We start from the raw sequence: 17714 nt of genomic DNA on the forward strand, positions 1-17714 counted from the left end.
GCAAAGACTTGGCTACTGTCAGAAATTCGCGAATCATGGTGCGTAGAGTTATTTTCCATGCGACAATGAACAGAAGGCTGCCTCTTCGGCAGCCTTCTGTCTTTTGGATTAGTTGACATAATATTAATTGGGTAAACTTTAAATTATCATGTGGAGGACGCCAACAATTACGTCACTTGTTTCGCTTGCTTGCTCAAAATTCGGTTCACTTTCTCGGCGCTCAGCCACATGAAGATGAGGAAGGCAAGGACAACGGAAGGGAACAATCCGATGCTTGTCTGCGAAGCGACCAATCCAAACATGGGGGGAAGCAGCGTGGTCCCCGTATAGGCGACGGCCATTTGATAACCCATCAGCTTGGCCGAATGTTCTTTTCCGAACCGAGAAGGCGTTTCATGAAGAAGTCCAGGATAAATGGGCGCAAGGCCAAGTCCAATCAGCATAAATCCCGTCAGAGAAAAGGAAGCACTAAGAGGTAGCACAAGGATAATCCCACCTAGAATGGTGATGAGCTGTCCATAGCGGATCAACAGACGATTGGCAACCTTCAGCGTGATAAAGCCGGTAATCAGTCTTCCTAGCGTAATACCTCCGTAATATAAAGAAATCCATATGGCAGCCGTATCGGCTGAAATATGTTTAGCACCGACAAGGTAACTGGCTCCCCACAACCCCACCGTGGTTTCGACTCCGCAATAGAATAAAAATGCCGTAAGTGTTGGTTTAACGCCTCTGATTCGAAATATGCCTGTTTTTACGATCTGCTCCTGTTGGCGCTTTTCATTATCGACTACGCTTTCGGCTTGCGGCCGGTCAATCTCCCGCATTGCTGCGACGCGTTTCCATAACGGGAGCGTAATGAGCAAAATGATTACAAGCGAGAACTGGATTATGGATACAGTTGTATATCCGCTTCTCCAGGAGTTATGATCTGCAATGTAAGAGGACATAATAATGGGCCCCATTGTTGCCCCGACACCCCAAAAGCAATGTAACCAGTTCATATGATGCGCCTTATAATTCTCAGCAACATAATGATTCAAAGCAGCATCCACAGCACCCGCCCCTAAACCCAGTGGAATGGCCAAAACGACAAGCCAAGCCATAGAGGGAGCCAAGGAGAAACCAAGCAGAGCTCCTGCAGTCAGGAAGCAGCTGAACAGGGTGATTCTCCCTGTTCCTAACCGCTTTATCATAGAGCCGCTTGCCAGACTCGAAACAATGGTTCCTCCTGCAATAACCATGGACACGATGCCTGCAGAGCCGACGGAAGACCCAATGTCGGGCCATATCACCGGCCAGGCGGATCCAAGTAAAGAATCGGGTAGTCCCAAACTAATAAAAGCCAAATAAATGATAATCAAAAACCAGGTTGCCAAGCGTACACCTTCTCCCCTTGTAAATACATCTTCGTTTCACTAAATAAATACTCTTTATAAAGTGTATTTATTTAATATGCAACAGCATCTTTTTTTTGTCAAGATTCAAAACTCAAAAAACCCTCGGAATATCAATTCCGAGGGTTCCGGTCAACTGCAAGATCAAGGGTCGGTTCCAATTCTTGCAGGGTTAGCCAGCGCATGCCTGCTTCAAAGTCCTCTTGAAACGTCTGCTTCAACACCACTTCAGGATAAGAAGGCATGGGATGTTGAAGCCGATAAGTTTCCCAAGCCTGAGACCAGGCTTCCGCCTCCATTCGGTATTGATATATCACGATTTTGTCAGGTGCCAGGACGGCATTAACAGTATGTATGATTTTACACACAGCATGCACAAACTTCTCCGTTGTCATGTCTTGACTCCAATCCAGGCCAATGGGCAGAAATTTGATCTCGCCCGACATGCCGTTCTTCCCTTTAACGATCCTCCCATCGAGATAAATAGCTAGGCCAGGCGGATATTTCATAGGGAAGTACATGCCTAGCACGCACTGGTCACCTTCCAAATCCTCCTTCATCGAATAACCGCTAATGGCAGCATTCACATCATTCTCGACCATTACGGGCAGCCCAAATTGAGATTCGATCTCTTCAATCATGCGAAACCCGGTTAATTCTCGATGACTGCTTACCGTAATTTCTCCATTGACGGCCTGTCCCGGAATGCCGATACCAATCACCTTGATGGAGGGATAAAGCCCAATGTAATGCTCAATGATTTCATAGAAGCGCTGTCGATCAAATACAGGCATGGTGTATTCTTCTTTGGCCAACTGATCATTTTCCAAATTCACGACGGTTGCCGAGATCAGCTCTTCTCCCTGCTTCTCCTTCAAATAAACAACAAGAGCCAGGCTGAAATTATAATTATATCTATAGGTTAGCGCGGGCCTCCCGCCGTTGGACGGAACGATATCGTCTTCAAACAATTCCCCAAGCTCATACAGCTCCTTGACCAACGAATTCACCGTAACCACACTCAGCTTGGTCAATGAGGCCAATTGGGGCTTCGTCGCCGTTTCTACTCGCTTCATGGCTTTGCGGACAATATTTAAATTGATTTCTTTCATTAAGTTAGCGTTTGCTTTTTTCATAAGCCCCCCTGCACACATGTTTCATCTTAATCTATGTTATCCCTATGATATACTACTTTACCTGGTATACAAAACGGCATAATCATGCGTAAAGAACAAAAAAACCGCATATGTCATGCGGCTTTATATGTTACTGAGATGAGATCCGGTAAACTAATTCGGTGAGGCTTCTTCCTGCGGCAGCGGCATGCCCGCTTCAACCAATCGCTTATTGCGCATGAAGAAAACAGTAAGTATTAGCATCAACAGCCCCGTACCGATCAGCAGCCATTCGATTTTGACCATGTCGGCAAGCGGACCGAATATCAGCATCCCGATGGGCATCATGGAAGTCGAAATCATCCCGAAGACACCGAATATACGGCCCAGATAATTTTCATCCACCTTCTCCTGCAGCATGACGGTCGTTGGCGTATTAAATATGGGCATCGCTACTCCGAATACAGCCATGATGGCCAAGTAAATCCAGAATACAGGCACAATGCCGAGCGCAAACGTGGACACGGCCATGACGAAGCTGGCTATAGCCATCGTGTACACTTTATTTTTAAAGCCGCCCCAGGAAGCAATGATCCCCCCTCCAGCCATCATGCCGACGGAAAACGCGATCTCGATTGCCGTCAAGCGCCATACATCGTCCCCGAAGCTGCGGGTAACCTGCAGCGGAGTCAGAAAGGCAGCAGGCGCCATAAGCACGAAGAAAAAGGCGAAGAAGATAAAAAACGACTTGAGAAAAGCATGCTGTTTAATGTAGACCAAGCCCTCTTTGAAGTCGTCCAGATAACCCGTTTTTTGGGTGTCCGACGCCTTTTTGTGCAGCGGAATTTTGAGAAAGACAAACAATGTAAAGATCGCGATCGCAGCCGTAACGACGTCGATAAAAAAAATCGCCTCGATCGTTGCTACAGTGAGCAATCCCGCGCTGACGATGGGCGCTACGAACATGATCAGCGCTTGTAGGCTGCCGTTAATTCCGTTTACTTTCGTCAGCTTATCTTGCGGCACGATTTGAGGCAATATGGCTCCGACCGCTGGAGTCTGAATTCCGGCCCCGAGCGCGCGTACGGCGGAAATGATAAACAGCAGCCAAACCGCCTGATAGCCAAGCATAAACGTAATGGCCAACATCAGCGTAACCACCGCGATCATAGAATCCGCGATCATAATGAGCGTTTTACGGTTGAAGCGGTCCGCCCATACCCCGGCAAAAGGCGACAGCAGGAACGTCGGAATGAATCCGCAAATAATATACAGCGTCATCATGATGCCCGACTGCGTCGTCAGCGTAATGTGCCACATAATGGCATATTGAACCAAGGCAGACCCGAACAGCGAAAGTGTTTGGCTGCTTAAAAAGAGAATGATGTTCCTTTTCCAATGGATTTTCTGAGCATCTTCGGTTTCTGACATCGTCCCACCCTTTCGTATGATCTCGCTACCGCGAATTACACTCATTATAACGTTTAACGCCAGGCGACATTTCTTCTTAATTGCTCATTATGCGTTATCCGCGATCCATATATCCTACAGAATATTTCTAAGTTATCCTATAAAACGCTTGATGAAAACATGTATCGCCTTTTCTTATTTGCTGCCGCGCTCCACCTTGCGTTCCGTCAGAAAGTAGATCAATGCCAAGGCCGGAAAAAGAACGCCTAGCCACATCGCCGCTTTCCAGCCGCCCATAGCGTATGCCCATCCCCCTGCTGCGGAGCCTATGGCCCCGCCGGCAAAAAAGATCGCCATATACAAGCCGTTCAGCCGGCTCCGTACCTCGGCTCCCAAAGTGAAGATCGCGCGTTGTCCCAACACCAAATTGGCGGACACGCCCATATCCAGCAGGATGGCGGCGAGCACCAGGATTACGATAGAGAGCAGAGAACCGCCGGCAAACACGATCGGCAAAAGTCCGGATAGTATCACCAGCACGATGGATATTCCGGTTGCAGGCCGGATCAGGCCCTTATCCGCAAAACGGCCGGCAAGAGGCGCGGCGGCCGCGCCTGATACCCCCGCCAAAGCAAACAACGCAACGCCTGCAGAGGAAAAATGATACAGCGGACTTGTTAATACAAGCGGAACCGTTGTCCAGAACAGACTGAACATCCCGAACAGAAAAGCGTGATACAGAGCTCTGCGACGTAGAATCGGCGTCGTTTTCAGCAGCCGCAGCATGGATGAGATGATAGCCGGATATTGATCGGACGTCTGCGGCTTTCTTGCCGGCAATACTTTGATCAAAACCAGAGCCAATACGAAGAGAATGGCGGATGAAATCAGAAAGATAGCGTGCCAGCCGAAATAATTTTCCACCAAACTCGAAACCGGACGGGCCAGCATGATTCCTAACAGCAGCCCGCTCATGACATTACCGACATTACGTCCTCTCGTCTCCTCCGGGGAGAGATGCGCTGCATATGGGACCAAGATCTGGGCCGCAACGGACCCCACGCCGATAAACAAGGAGGCGGCAAGAAACAGAGCGGCGTTTCGGGCTGCGGCAGCAAAGATTAAAACCACGGCCGTCAGAATCAGCAGCGTAACCACCAATTTGCGATTTTCGAGCAAATCTCCCAAAGGAACGATGAACAGCAAGCCGATCCCGTAGCCGATTTGGGTCAGCGTGACGATGACCCCCGCTGCTCCTGAAGATAATCCAATAGATGAGCTGATGGACTCAACTAAAGGCTGCGTATAGTAAAGATTGGCAACGATCAAGCCGCACGCAACAGCAAGAATCAACATAATCCAGGGCGATGCGGTGATCTCCAACTTTCCCTTTGCATGTCCATTTGCATTCATAATAAGCGCTCCTTTTATTATAAAAATGATAGTGTAACTATATTGGAACGTTCATTCCAAAATGAGAATACATTCCCCCTCCATGCTTAAGCAAGGAGGAATCAATTGGAATGATCGTTCCGTAATGATGAAAAAAAGCTTTACAGCGACTCGATAACGGCGTTCATCATGCCGCGGACCTTATCGCTGTCGCTTTGGATCCTGGCCATCACGTTGATGCTGTGATTGAGATTAAGCAGCAGGAACGATAACATTTTTATGTCTTTCTCGGGGGAAATTTCGCCCGTTTCCTGACCCTTTTTTAATTTCTCGTAGAACAGCTGCTCGAGCTCCGTAAAGCTCTGGCGAATCGTATTCTGCAAGGGCTCATCCATGGCATCCAGACCCACGGAAGCGTTCGTAATCAGACATCCGTTCGGATAAGCTTCACCGTGCGTCGCAAACGCGTTCGTGATATGCAGCTCAAAATATTGGCGGATCCCGGTGATCGCAGAAGGGGCTTGGTTCATCAGATCGCGTTTTTTTTGCGACATTTTTTTGTATTGCTGGATGGCCTCATAATAAAGCGTCTGTTTATCCTGAAACGTTTCGTACATGCTGGATCTGCTTAATTCCATGGATTGCAATAAATCCGGTATGCTTGCCCCCTCGTACCCTTTCTCCCAAAAAACGATCATCGCTTTGCGAAGCACCTGCTCACGGTCAAATTCTTTGGTCCGTCCCATTCATACCTCCTCCTTCTCAACACGAGTATAAACTATCTGGAACGAACATTCCAGTATTTTTTAATCCGTTATTTTCACCGTACCTCCATTCGAAGCAAAATAGATGGGGTTTGTCACGGCCGCCATCGACATGCCAGCCGCCTGTCCGAACTGCCGCCAAACCTCTGCCCGTAAGAAGCTTCTATGCTTAGCGTCAAACGTTAGTATAACTCCACCTTCCGAGTCCACAGCGGTTTCTTCCTCAAGACCCCGCTCGCTGTACAGGCGAATCAGATCGCCCGCCATTAAATCATCCAGTTGAACGACCACCTCGTGACCGGCTTGCTCATATGGCACTTCATCACCAATGCCGTAGTCACCGCACTGAAGGTTGGCAAAAGGGCCGTCAGGCGAATTGGTAATCACGACGCGGCCATCCTTAATACCGTTTAGAACGCCTTCCACCGTTTTTTCATGGGTCCAGACCCATACGCATGGCATCGCATGCTTCACATAGGAATCCGGGCGATGCACATCGCTTCCGCCTACGGCTACCAGGCGTCTCCCTGCGACAAGCTGTTCCTGCCACCAAGAAAGCGCGCGTCTGTTGTGCTCTCTCCATGGCCCGTTCCAAATTTCTACCCCGTCGTAATCCACATCGAAATCCCACTCCCACGGGCAGTGATCACAGTGCGTATGGTTCAGCACAATCTTGGCCCCCCGCTCGCGGGCGACTCGAAACTTCTCGCGAACATCGGATATGCCCGATACGCGAAAATCATCCATGGCGCTCGTCACGCCAAGGAAATTACTATGACCATAATTCGTCGTAAACTCCGTACCCGGTATCATAAGCACAGAGGTCCCTCTCGGATAAGCAAGGTTCTGGCTGCTCGTATTATGATCGGTCATAGCCATAAAATCGCAGCCCAGGCTTTCCATGATGGTCGCATTTTCTTCCAGCGTATAAGAGCCGTCACTATGAATGCTATGTGTGTGAAGGTCTCCCTTCAACCAGCGCCATGTCTTGTAGGTAAATTCGATTTCAATCGTGACCAAACAACCCTGAGCGGGTACCTTGTAGGCATTATGGAGAATAGCCCATTCTCCTGTCGCCAACCGTCCGGGCAGATAACCCGGAGTGGCTGTATTCGGACCGATATTGAATTCCTGACGAGCCCCTCCGCTCCAGCCTCTTACTATCTCCGCGTCCCGTATTCCTAGATCAATAACCGCTTCGGCGGGGGCGCCGCCATGGGAATCCACCAGAAAGCTTACGTGGATTTCTTCGACATCCGGTGGCATTTGGAACGGAATTTCAATGTACGAGCTTTGTTCCGAATGCTCAATGTATCGTTTGAAAACCGATGTGCTGATCTTCCGCTCGAGTTGTGCCATATTGCTTCCTCCTCTTCTCTGCCTATTCTTTATTTGCGCCGACAAACATTCCTTTGACAAAATATTTTTGCACATATGGGTAGATGATGATGAGCGGGAGCAAGGCAATGACAATCCCCGCCATTCGGACATTGGTCGTGATCATGAAATTGCTCGAGGTCGAATCGGTATCGACGATGAGCGATTTCAGCGCGATTTGCAGCGTATATTTGGACGAGTCGTTAATATAGAGCACAGCCGGCGTGAATTGGTTCCAGCGACTGACAAACTCAAACAGCGTAACCGTTGCCAGTCCTGCGCTCGCAAGCGGCAAATACATCGTAAAGAAGATCCGAAGATCCCCCGCACCATCGATCCGGGCCGATTCCGACATCTCGTAGGGAACGCTCAAAAAGAAATTTCGCATGAGCACGACGCTGAAGCCGGAGACGAAACCCGAAAGTATCAATGAGGACAGCGTGTTAAGCAGTCCTAAATCCTGATTCACGATATACAGCGGGATCATGATCGCCTCGCTTGGAATCATCATCGTCAGCAGGATCGCGGATAACATCCACTTTTTTCCGGGAAGACCTTTCTGTATCAGGACATAGCCCGCCATGGAACTTAGGAAGACATGACCTAAGGTACCGACAACGGTCACAATGACATTGTTCGTAAAAGGCAAATAAAGCTTCATGCGGTTCCATACGGTGGAGAATCCCTCGAGGCTGAATTCCTTGGGCCAGAGTACGATCCCCGGCTGCATGGAAGCAAAATTGGATGAGAATGCAAGCGCGAGTGTATTTATAAACGGAATAACCATAGTTAAAACGAGCAAAAGGAGGAACAGAACATTGATCGTATCAAACAAACGGCCAGGCAGGCTTATTTTATTCATCGATTTCATATACCGACTCACCCTTCATCGTAGCGGATCACCGCTCTTGTTACATACGTCAGCGTGAATGTTGCCAAAATCACCAGGAAGCCGGCCGCCGTTGCAGGTCCAACGCTAAATTCCAATATCCCTTTTTGATAGGTGTACATCATAATGACGTCAACTTTCTTGGCAATGGCGCCATTACTCATCACGAATATTTGATCGAATAAACGCAGGATACCCAATACATTTAACATGATGACCACTTTCATGGTGGAACGAAGCATCGGAACGGTAACGTAACGGACCTTCTGCCATCGACTGGCGCCGTCCATGCTAGCAGCCTCATACAGCGAGGGATTAATGTTTACGATGGCGGCCAAATACATAATGCAGGTATACCCCATCTCCTTCCAACCTGAAGTAAGGATCATGACGATGCGGGCATAACGATCCGAAGAGAGGAACCCGACCGACTGGCCGCCGAATAGCTGAATGATCTGGTTTACGATGCCTGTATCCGGAGACAACAGCAGAATCCACATCCCCCCTACGACCACCCAAGAGAATAAATGAGGTAAATAGACGATCATCTGGGTCATTTTTTTGAACCAGGCGGAAGCCACTTCATTTAAGGAGAGCGCAAGAATCAGCGGCAAAAAGAAGTTGATGATAAAGCCTCCGGCTCCGATCACAATTGTATTCTGAAAAACTTCCCAAAACACCGGATCCTTCAGTACCCTCAGATAGTTATCGAAACCGATAAAGGGCCGGTCTCCGATCAGCCGGTAATCTTGAAAGCTGATGGCTAGTCCCCGAGCCAGCGGATAAAAGGAAAAGATGAGGAAATAGGCCAAGATGGGAAGCATCATAAAATATAGGGTTTTGTATTTGAATATGGCTTTCACGGAATATCACCACCATGATCGAAAAATAAAGACGGAGCGGCGTAATCACCGCCCCCGCTCTTAAAGCTTTAATCGATATACCCGCCGGCTTTCAGTGCTTCCCGCATTTTCTTTACGGCGTCGGCTGCCGGCACCTCGCCCATGATCGCTTTGAAGGAATGTTCATTGATGATCTTCTCGGCATCCGCCCAATGGGAAGGCGTTAATTCCAAAGCAGCGTATTGATCGACGAGATCCTGCGCTTCCTGCACGCCCGGGAGTTTACCGAAAGGCGCTTCGACGTTACGGTTGTACCAGAAAGGAACGCCATGGTCGGAAGCATGCTCTTTGCCGGTTTGCGTCAGCGTATACTTGCCGTTGTCAACCGTGTAATCCACATCCTTGATCCCTAGACTGCCCAGGGTAATCCCTTCCTCCGAATGCCACCATTCAATGAATTCGAAGGCTGTTTTCGGATGCTCCGCATTCACGGGAATAACCCATACGTCCGGATCGCCCCTGCGCAGCATGTGGTTGCCGTTTGCATCGGCAGCACCAGGCAAGCCCTTCGCTTCGAATTCCGTATTCGGGTCTTGTTCATGACGCGTGTTGTTCAGCATGCCTACCCAAGCGTCCCAATACGTAATCATGCCAACGCGGTCCGCAAGGAATAGGTCGCGCATTTTACCGGTGTCATTCGTGGTGAAGTTCGGATCCAGAATGCCTTCCTCAAACAGCTTGTTCAGCCATTCATAAACCGGGATGGCCGCATCCGTGGAATACGGAACGTCCAGCTTGCCGTCAGCGGTTTCCACGTATCGTTGTTTCAGGCCTGCGGCGCTGAAGAAGCCCTGCAGTTCGTACATGCCGGCCGTGCTGAGTCCGTACGTGTCTTTCTTGCCGTTGCCGTCCGGATCTTGTTCGGTGAAAGCTTTGAGGACGTTGTAATAATCGTCCAGGGTTTCAGGCTCGGACAGATTTAATTTGTCCAGCCAGTCCTTGCGAACGATCGGCATCGTTCCGCCTTGGTACTTGGTGAACACGCCGTAGATCTCACCATCCTTCGTCTTGACTTGTTCCCACTCCTTGGCGGGAATGACATTGGGATCCGAAAGCACCTTGGAGCCGTTCACTTGATTGGTCAACGGTGTAAGGATTCCTTGATCAATGAAAGTGGACATTTTTTCTTTGCTGATCTGCAGCAGATCGAACTTTTCCCCGGAAGCGATGGCTGCCAGCAGCTTCTGGTCATAGTCAGCCGCCGGCTTGTTCATCGTTACCTTGATACCGGTTAGACGCTCGATTTCCTGCTCGAACTGCGTGTTCTCTTCAGGCGTTTTGCCGCCGATGACACCCGTCATGATTTTGAGCGTGCGTTCTTCGGCATTCGATGCAGCCTGGGACGCGGTATTGCCGCCTTCCTGTGTACTGCTGCCTGCGTTCGGGGAACACCCCGCAAGCAGCCCGCCGAACAGAGATACAGCCATGATTGCACTCATGATCTTGATTCTTTTTACCAAGCTAACCACTCCTTCATTGTGTCGTTATGATAGAAATTTGCAGGATTCCCTTACAACCAGCTGTGCGGGTATGATGATTTGCCTGTGGATACGTTTATCGCTTATTTTCTCGAACAACAGCTTGGCTGCTTCCGCTCCGAGCGCCTCTGCCGACAATTCCACGGATGTCAGCTTTGGATTCATATCCTGAGCCAGAATAGCATCATTGCTGAGAGCGATGACCGATAGCTGATCAGGCACCTCGATTTCCAGCTCCCTGGCAGCCCTCAGCACGCCAAGCGCCACTCGATCCGTATCCGTAATGACTGCCGTATAGTTCATGTTTCCATAGGTGTTCATGATGGACATATATCCGTATTCCGTGCCGTTAGCATGCAGCTTGTGGTCATAGTACACCACATACTCTTCGGGCATCGGCAGGCCGTGTTGGCTATATGCCTCCGCCAAGCCATGTTTTCGATCATAGGACACGGTCATATCGGAGGATGCATTCAGGAAGAGCACGGTTTGATGTCCGCCCCGGAGCAAATAATCTCCAACCTGTTGAGCCACGTTGGTATTGTTGTTATCCACGTAACTGATCGTATCGTCATAAGGGTCCGACCGCCCCACCAGCACTAAAGGAGTGCCCATCATCAGGTACCGTTGAATTCGCAAATCATTTTTCCGGGGGTTGAGCAGAATGACGCCATCGACAGGATCCTGCGAATATAATGTGGGATCCTCCTGCTCGGGCAAGGTGTCCAGAACTAGGCGGTACCCTTGCTTGGAGCATTCCTTAATGACACCGTTTATCAGCTGAGTATCGAATGCCGTCATCGTCCCATCAGGCGGGAGAGGTATCTTGAGGCCGATGCTCATCGTTCGCTTGATCGCCAGGCTCCGGGCCAGGTGATTCGGAAAATATCCCAGCTCTTGGGCTACCTCCAGTACCCGTTCCGTCACTTGTTGGCTGATCGGCCTTTTTTTGCTGAACACACTGGACACGGTCCCCTTGGAAACTCCAGCCATTCTGGCGACGTCATCAATGGTAGCCATCTATCATTGTTCCTTTCTCTAGCAGATTCTGATGGATTGCGCTTGATCATTAAACCGGTTTAATAACCCTACGTGATTGATTTTAAAAAAGAATAATTGAATAGAATGCAGGTTTTTGTTAATTGAAAATTAAATCTTTGGAATGAAACTCGTTTCTTTTTGGCAAACAAAAAAAGCCGCCTATCAGGCGACTTGGTATGCACGTATATGATAGAAAGCCTTCCTAATTGAGTTCAGTTACCGTTAAAGTTTATCCTTCCGGTGCATCCCCTAGGCTTTCTTTGAGCGCATCGCTTTACATTGAGTTATGCTGTTATCGTTCATGAATCTGAGGTATTCGTCTGACTCTACAGCATAGATCGCGACTTTCCCTTCAGCGTCATGATGAATCCCCCAGCCATAGCGCTTTCCTAAGGACGAGGTTCGGAGACAAGGCTGCCCTTTCGAAAAAAACTTCTCGCGAGCGGCTTCCCTTTCCGTTTCCGAGATATGATTGCGCTCAGCAAACACTTCGAACAACACATCCTCTTGCGTGTATCGGTATGGGTGGTTCGATAGCATCTCATACTGAATCACCGGTATGGTCTTAGACTCGCCTTTTGCTTTCGGAATGACAGCCTCGCTGACAGGGCAGTCTTCGGCTATTTGAATAAAGGTATCGTATTCATTCATGTCTTTCATATGTAAGAATGACCTCCATTACTTTTAGTCCTCTCGGGCAAACCTTCCGATAACAACATCATATCCTCTTTGGGTTTGGAGTGGTAGTCCCTAGACGTGGCTGAAGCGTTCGCTGATTTACATAAGTTAGTTCTACCGTCTGCATTGCATGCGAGTTTCCTTGATGGAAATCGATTTTTGGATAGTAATGTAATTTATTGTAACGCCATTCTCGGGTGTATCGGTCAACGTTAAATGAATACGATTAAATGGTGAATCACCGTGAGTGCATCTATAATTTAAGGCGCATTGATGGACGACATGCCTTCTTGTATTCCCAAGATTGAAACCAATGATGTTTTAGGAGGATTTTTATGAGGGAGAAGCTGTTAGACTAACAGCATGCGGACACTGATTCCGCTAATTATCATGCAAACGTGCTAATTATAAGAGGACACAGGTTCCGCTATTATCATGCATACGTGCTAATTAGAAGGTTATGCGGACACAGGTTCCGCTATTGCCCAGCATACCACCGCAAAAACAGGACAAAGCCGTGAATAACGGATACTGTGTCCGCCAAGCCTTCAATTGGGTACACTTTTGGGGAAATAGCGGATCTACTGTCCGCATGCATCAGTGCACCCAGCCCATTTTTAATTCCAGCATGAAAATAGGCTATTATTAACGTTAGCTCAGTTCATCCGTTAGAAGAACCCCATGTATTTATCCAAATAACCATCTTATCAAACCTAACTTCTTCATATCCAACACGTTGGTTGAATATACGTAGAAATCTCATACGCACTCTTAACTTGTATCCATAAAAGCCCCTCCCTTCTATATGTCACCCCCTGAAGTTCTATTGCATGTACCTTCTCTTCGTATGGAAAATAGAATCCAACGTGTTGAAAAGCTGTAAAGACCCGTCGATTGACGGGTCCCTACAGCTTCTTTGCATACCTATATCTCTCAAAAAAACTAATCCTATTCCGAACAAATCAAAAACGAATGTTTCAATCGAATTATGTCAGAATCATGCCAGATTGATGCTTCGGATCGCTTCTACGCTTACTTTCGGTTTGCGGTCTTCCGTCAGCAAGCCGTTCACTTCCTGCTGCACGTCCGTAATTTGCGTATAACAGAATCCGCACACATAAGGCAAATTCTTGATCGCTTGTGTGATTCCTTCGTACCGTTTCAGGAATTCATCCTCGCTGCGAACCTGATTGCCGTAGCCCCAGCCCTCTTCGCTTGTAAAAGCGATGCCGCCGTATTCGCTGATGATGACGGGCTGGCCTCGATAGCCGTAACCCTGCGCGAATGGATAACGATGTGTATTATGCGCGATTTGGTTGCCTAACAGCGCATCCTTGTCCCGATACCGCTCTTCCAGCATAGCACCGATTTCTTCATAATCGTGGAGCGTAATGATATCCGAAACGGTATGCTCCCAGCCGTCGTTCACGATCACTGGCCGCATCTGGTCGAAAGCCTTGGTCAGATGATAGATCGATTCCGTAAATTGCTGCTGCTTGCGATTGGTCGATATATCGGAAATTCCCCAAGACTCGTTGAACGGTACCCAGGTGATGATGGAAGGATGGTTGTAATGCTGCCGGACGACGTCCATCCACTCTTTCGTGAACCGCTCGACCGCATCGTCTCCGAATTCGTAAGTCGATGGCATTTCCGACCACACCAACAATCCTTTGCGGTCACACCAATATAAATAACGGGGATCCTCCAGCTTCTGGTGCTTGCGCACGCCGTTAAAGCCGAGTGCAATCGTTTTGTCGATGTCTTCCAGCAGCGCTTCCTCCGACGGAGGGGTCAAATGCGTATCGCTCCAGTATCCTTGATCCAACAGCAGACGCTGATAAATCGGCGTATGGTTCAAGATGATTTGATCCCCCGCGATCCGAATGCTCCGCATGCCGAAATAAGAATAGGCGGTGTCGATCGGCTTTCCGTTTTGCTTCAGAATCATCTCGACGTCGTATAAATTCGGATGGTTCGGATGCCACGGCTTGACTTTCCATTCGCCCACAGCTTCGTTTACGACGCTCACATCCACCGTTACCGTTCCGCGTTCCACGCTCGTTTCACTCGAACGGATCAGCTTCCCGTCAAACCGGATGATGGTCTGGAGGGTTAACCCGTCGTAGCCGTGCGCGGCATTGCCCAGTTCATAACCGAAATTCGCCGACCCGCGTTCCAGTTCCGGCGTTATCTTCACCCGGCTGATGTGAATTGGATTCACGTATTCCATCCATACGGTTTGCCATATTCCAGTCGTCTGCACGTACCAGCACCCGAAGTTGTCCTTCATCCATCGCTGTTTGCCGCGCGGCTGCGTGCAGCTGTTGCCGTCCACGACTTGTACGGTAATCCTGTTCTCGCGTCCATACTCGACTGCTTCCGTAATGTCGAAGGAAAAGGCCGCGTATCCGCCTTCATGCATGCCGATTTTGCTGCCGTTGACCCACAGGGTCGCCGCGTAATCGACCGCTTGAAAATGCAAAATGATCCGTTTGCCTTCTACCTCCGCAGGTACGGCTACACTTCGTTCATACCATACGCAAGGATGAAATGTTTCATCCTCGATGCCGCTTGCTTTCGTTTCATACGCAAAAGGCACCGTGATTTTACGGTCAGCCTGAAGGCGTTCGTACCATTTGGCGCTTTCTCCTTCCAGAGCATCGTCGAAGCGAAAATCCCATTCCCCGTTCAGATTTACCCATTCCTCGCGTACCAATTGAGGTCTGGGATAGTCCTTTATATATTTGTGCGAGCTAGACATTATGTTCCACTCTCCATCTTCTGTTAGTTTATCGTTTCTATTTGGTTCCTATGGATTCTACCGTTAAATCGCCAAGCCCGATCTGTTCGGCATGAACCGATCGAATGCCGACCCTCCCCTGCATGAAGGCCTGGGGATCGTCATACGTCAGGACAGGCTCTTCTCCATCCTCTACGAAGACGCGGATCGTGCCGTGAACTGCTTCGATGCGCAAGCTGACGGGCTTGTTCCGTTCCAGCTCCATTTTGATGCTTTGAAGCAGCTCGGAATCGTAATTATGTTTGTACAGTTCAAGTTTCGTGGCGGTAACCGCGAGAAAATATCCCATCAGCGAATCGCTCACTTGATCCCTGAAATCCGACTCGTTTGTCACCCGGAAGAGTACGCCCGCTTGACCGGACGGATCATCGCCCAGCGTTACGGTCGTCCTGATGCGGTAGTCGGACCAAAGACGGCTGCCTCCGTACATCTTGGCATCGGCATCGGCTGCTCCGGCATAACTGCCGGCGGTTTCGATCCATGGTCCGTGAACATCCTCTGAGCTTGCTTGTTCCAGCAGACGTTCTACCTCGAACGTTTGTTCATCGACCAGCTCGAAATCCATCGTTTTCCACTCTAGCTGCCCGTTGTCCAATTGAATCGCAAGGCTATGTAATCCTTTTTCTAGCTTTAGATATCCAACCCGAATTTTAATCCAGGGCTCGCTGCTGGCGTCATGACTGCTGTCAACTTTAAAGCTTCCGGCTTTTTGATCGTCCACGAGCAGCTTAAAGGTTGCCGGCCCAGCGTCAGCCTTGACCGACAAGTCCAGCGCATAGGTGCCGGATTCCGAAACGTTGACTGCATAACGCAGCCAGTCGCCTTTTTCCGTAAGCGCAGCCGAATAGCTCCCATCCTCCGCCTGCCGGATCTCGGTTCCGTCCGATTGACGCCAAACGGCGGTTTCCGTCGGTTGGCGGACCGCATATCCTCTGCCTTCGCCGCTAAGATAATGCACGGCTTCCATGCTGCCGGGAAGCGGCTTGGCCGTTTCGAAGTCACTGCTGCCGTCGGCTTGATTCGAGAATGCGGTATACGACAATCCCGGAGCGCCTTCATCGTACTGATACCCGATATGGCCAGGTCCGAACGGTTCCGCCGATTCATCCAGCTTCAGAATACCGTCCAGGTAAATGCGAAGCCGCTCGTTCCCTCGTTCGATACGAATCGTGTGCAGTTTCGACCAATCCGAATCTTCCGGAAGCTCCGCGGTGCCGAGCACTTTACGGTTGCCATCGTCCATCCTGCCCAAGGATAGCCGGTTTAGTTCAGGATCGATTTCGGCGAACCCAAAACGGTTGGCCTCCTCATAGGCAAACAATGCGGCGACCCGCGTCTTCGACGGCACCAGGTTATATTCCGCCGTATAGATGCGATCCGTGCTCGCCTTGCTGATGATTCGACCGCCTTCATCCGATTTCGCCGATTCCCACCGGTTCTCATCAATGGCATTTGCGTCCAGCCTATCGGCAAAGACGGGCCCTCTCGGGATAGGCTGATCGTAATTCGTAGGACCCAGAATCTCCATCTTGTCTCCGTTGAATACCAGACGGTCGATGTTCATGCGACGGACTGGCGGGCCTTCCTGGGATCTTCCCGTCAAGTTATGATAGACAAGATAATAGGAATCCAGATCGGGTCCCATCACCGTCGAACTGTGGCCGAGCCCGTAAAAGTCCGGCTTGGTGCTGATGACGAGCGGATTGTTGGCCGGAATGCTGTATGGGCCTAGCGGCGAATCATGCGACACGGCATAATGAATGCGGTAGCCTTTGCTGAATACATGATTGCCGGTATATGTCATGTAATAGGTACCGTTCCGCTTGATGATCATGGATCCTTCCGTCCAATGCCCCAGATAGGGCCCGGGAATCGTCTGACCGACGCCGAATTCGGCGGGTCCTTCCATCGGAACGCCGACAATGCCCGACGTACCAGCATGGGTAAACAGCCAGGAGCCGTCATCGTCGATAAACACCGAGCCGTCGATGCTCATCCCGACGTTCTCGGAGATTCTTTCGAACGGGCCTGTCGGCGATTCGCTTCGGAACACGTAATGTCCCCTTCCCGCAGGAGAAGTGTACAGATAGAACCACCCGTTCGAGTAGATCACTTCGGGGGCATAGGCCCCGGTCGATACGGGATCTTCCGTCACAAGACCCGCATAGCTCCAATCGACCAGATTGTCCGACACCCAAGCCTTGATTCCCGTCCGATGATCCTTCGTGCTCACATACAGATAATAGCTGCCGTCATGCCGCAGCACATACGGATCCCCGTTGCCGTAATCCTCCCATTCTTCCTCCAACGACGGAAAGGGATTGGCATACATTTCATTGTATATTTCCATATCGACCGCCTCCGGTTTCGTGATTGTATCGCATCCCGACAATGCCAATCCGGCCGCTAAACCTAACGCTCCGATACAACATGCGATTTTTGACAGGCGCGGCATTCTTATCGGCATG

Annotated in this window: 13 protein-coding genes; all 13 read right to left on the reverse strand. The window is 49.7% G+C overall.

The genetic code is table 11. The annotated features are described in order from the left end of the window. Nucleotides 1–167: 167 nt before the first annotated feature. The 13 genes from HMPREF9412_RS15250 to HMPREF9412_RS15310 all read right to left on the reverse strand — a co-directional run bounded on the left by HMPREF9412_RS15250 (nt 168) and on the right by HMPREF9412_RS15310 (nt 17713). Nucleotides 168–1379, reverse strand: a complete 1212-nt coding sequence (locus tag HMPREF9412_RS15250) for an MFS transporter (RefSeq protein WP_009592495.1) — start codon at nt 1377–1379, stop codon at nt 168–170. 131 nt (nt 1380–1510) lie between these two features. Next, nucleotides 1511–2533, reverse strand: coding sequence for an ROK family protein (locus HMPREF9412_RS15255; RefSeq protein ID WP_009592551.1), 1023 nt, complete (start codon nt 2531–2533; stop codon nt 1511–1513). 153 nt (nt 2534–2686) lie between these two features. Next, nucleotides 2687–3943, reverse strand: a complete 1257-nt coding sequence (locus HMPREF9412_RS15260; RefSeq protein ID WP_009592457.1) for an MFS transporter — start codon at nt 3941–3943, stop codon at nt 2687–2689. A 174-nt stretch (nt 3944–4117) separates the two neighbouring features. Continuing rightward, nucleotides 4118–5335, reverse strand: coding sequence for an MFS transporter (locus tag HMPREF9412_RS15265; protein ID WP_009592505.1), 1218 nt, complete (start codon nt 5333–5335; stop codon nt 4118–4120). 140 nt (nt 5336–5475) lie between these two features. Continuing rightward, nucleotides 5476–6060, reverse strand: a complete 585-nt coding sequence (locus tag HMPREF9412_RS15270) for a TetR/AcrR family transcriptional regulator (protein ID WP_009592537.1) — start codon at nt 6058–6060, stop codon at nt 5476–5478. Between the two features lie 60 nt (nt 6061–6120). Beyond that, nucleotides 6121–7437, reverse strand: a complete 1317-nt coding sequence (locus HMPREF9412_RS15275) for a CehA/McbA family metallohydrolase (RefSeq protein ID WP_009592482.1) — start codon at nt 7435–7437, stop codon at nt 6121–6123. A gap of 22 nt (nt 7438–7459) precedes the next feature. Then, nucleotides 7460–8326 carry a carbohydrate ABC transporter permease gene (locus tag HMPREF9412_RS15280; protein WP_009592464.1) on the reverse strand — a complete coding sequence of 289 codons (867 nt, stop codon included), beginning with the start codon at nt 8324–8326 and terminating at the stop codon, nt 7460–7462. An 8-nt stretch (nt 8327–8334) separates the two neighbouring features. Further along, the gene (locus HMPREF9412_RS15285) at nt 8335–9207 is read right to left on the reverse strand and encodes an ABC transporter permease subunit (RefSeq protein WP_009592462.1); all 873 of its coding nucleotides are present in this window, start codon (nt 9205–9207) and stop codon (nt 8335–8337) included. 68 nt (nt 9208–9275) lie between these two features. Then, nucleotides 9276–10715 carry an extracellular solute-binding protein gene (locus tag HMPREF9412_RS15290; RefSeq protein ID WP_441295371.1) on the reverse strand — a complete coding sequence of 480 codons (1440 nt, stop codon included), beginning with the start codon at nt 10713–10715 and terminating at the stop codon, nt 9276–9278. A 15-nt stretch (nt 10716–10730) separates the two neighbouring features. Further along, nucleotides 10731–11744 carry a LacI family DNA-binding transcriptional regulator gene (locus HMPREF9412_RS15295; protein ID WP_009592539.1) on the reverse strand — a complete coding sequence of 338 codons (1014 nt, stop codon included), beginning with the start codon at nt 11742–11744 and terminating at the stop codon, nt 10731–10733. A gap of 270 nt (nt 11745–12014) precedes the next feature. After that, nucleotides 12015–12425: a DUF6157 family protein gene (locus tag HMPREF9412_RS15300; RefSeq protein ID WP_009592460.1), complete on the reverse strand. Its 411-nt coding sequence runs from the start codon at nt 12423–12425 to the stop codon at nt 12015–12017. A gap of 1015 nt (nt 12426–13440) precedes the next feature. Beyond that, a complete protein-coding gene (locus tag HMPREF9412_RS15305; RefSeq protein WP_009592528.1) occupies nt 13441–15207 on the reverse strand; it encodes a glycoside hydrolase family 2 protein in 1767 nt (588 codons plus the stop codon). 37 nt (nt 15208–15244) lie between these two features. Continuing rightward, nucleotides 15245–17713, reverse strand: coding sequence for a family 43 glycosylhydrolase (locus tag HMPREF9412_RS15310; protein ID WP_254664055.1), 2469 nt, complete (start codon nt 17711–17713; stop codon nt 15245–15247). Nucleotide 17714 lies beyond the last annotated feature (1 nt).

It is taken from the genome of Paenibacillus sp. HGF5 (assembly GCF_000204455.1).
In the GTDB taxonomy this organism is placed as follows: domain Bacteria; phylum Bacillota; class Bacilli; order Paenibacillales; family Paenibacillaceae; genus Paenibacillus_AQ; species Paenibacillus_AQ lautus_A.

Coding starts and splice junctions, on each gene's coding strand:
- HMPREF9412_RS15275 (WP_009592482.1), bottom strand. CDS start 7,437: ATGGCACAACTCGAGCGGAAGATCAGCACATCGGTTTTCAAACGATAC.
- HMPREF9412_RS15270 (WP_009592537.1), bottom strand. CDS start 6,060: ATGGGACGGACCAAAGAATTTGACCGTGAGCAGGTGCTTCGCAAAGCG.
- HMPREF9412_RS15295 (WP_009592539.1), bottom strand. CDS start 11,744: ATGGCTACCATTGATGACGTCGCCAGAATGGCTGGAGTTTCCAAGGGG.
- HMPREF9412_RS15265 (WP_009592505.1), bottom strand. CDS start 5,335: ATGAATGCAAATGGACATGCAAAGGGAAAGTTGGAGATCACCGCATCG.
- HMPREF9412_RS15255 (WP_009592551.1), bottom strand. CDS start 2,533: ATGAAAAAAGCAAACGCTAACTTAATGAAAGAAATCAATTTAAATATT.
- HMPREF9412_RS15310 (WP_254664055.1), bottom strand. CDS start 17,713: ATGCCGATAAGAATGCCGCGCCTGTCAAAAATCGCATGTTGTATCGGA.
- HMPREF9412_RS15260 (WP_009592457.1), bottom strand. CDS start 3,943: ATGTCAGAAACCGAAGATGCTCAGAAAATCCATTGGAAAAGGAACATC.
- HMPREF9412_RS15300 (WP_009592460.1), bottom strand. CDS start 12,425: ATGAAAGACATGAATGAATACGATACCTTTATTCAAATAGCCGAAGAC.
- HMPREF9412_RS15305 (WP_009592528.1), bottom strand. CDS start 15,207: ATGTCTAGCTCGCACAAATATATAAAGGACTATCCCAGACCTCAATTG.
- HMPREF9412_RS15280 (WP_009592464.1), bottom strand. CDS start 8,326: ATGAAATCGATGAATAAAATAAGCCTGCCTGGCCGTTTGTTTGATACG.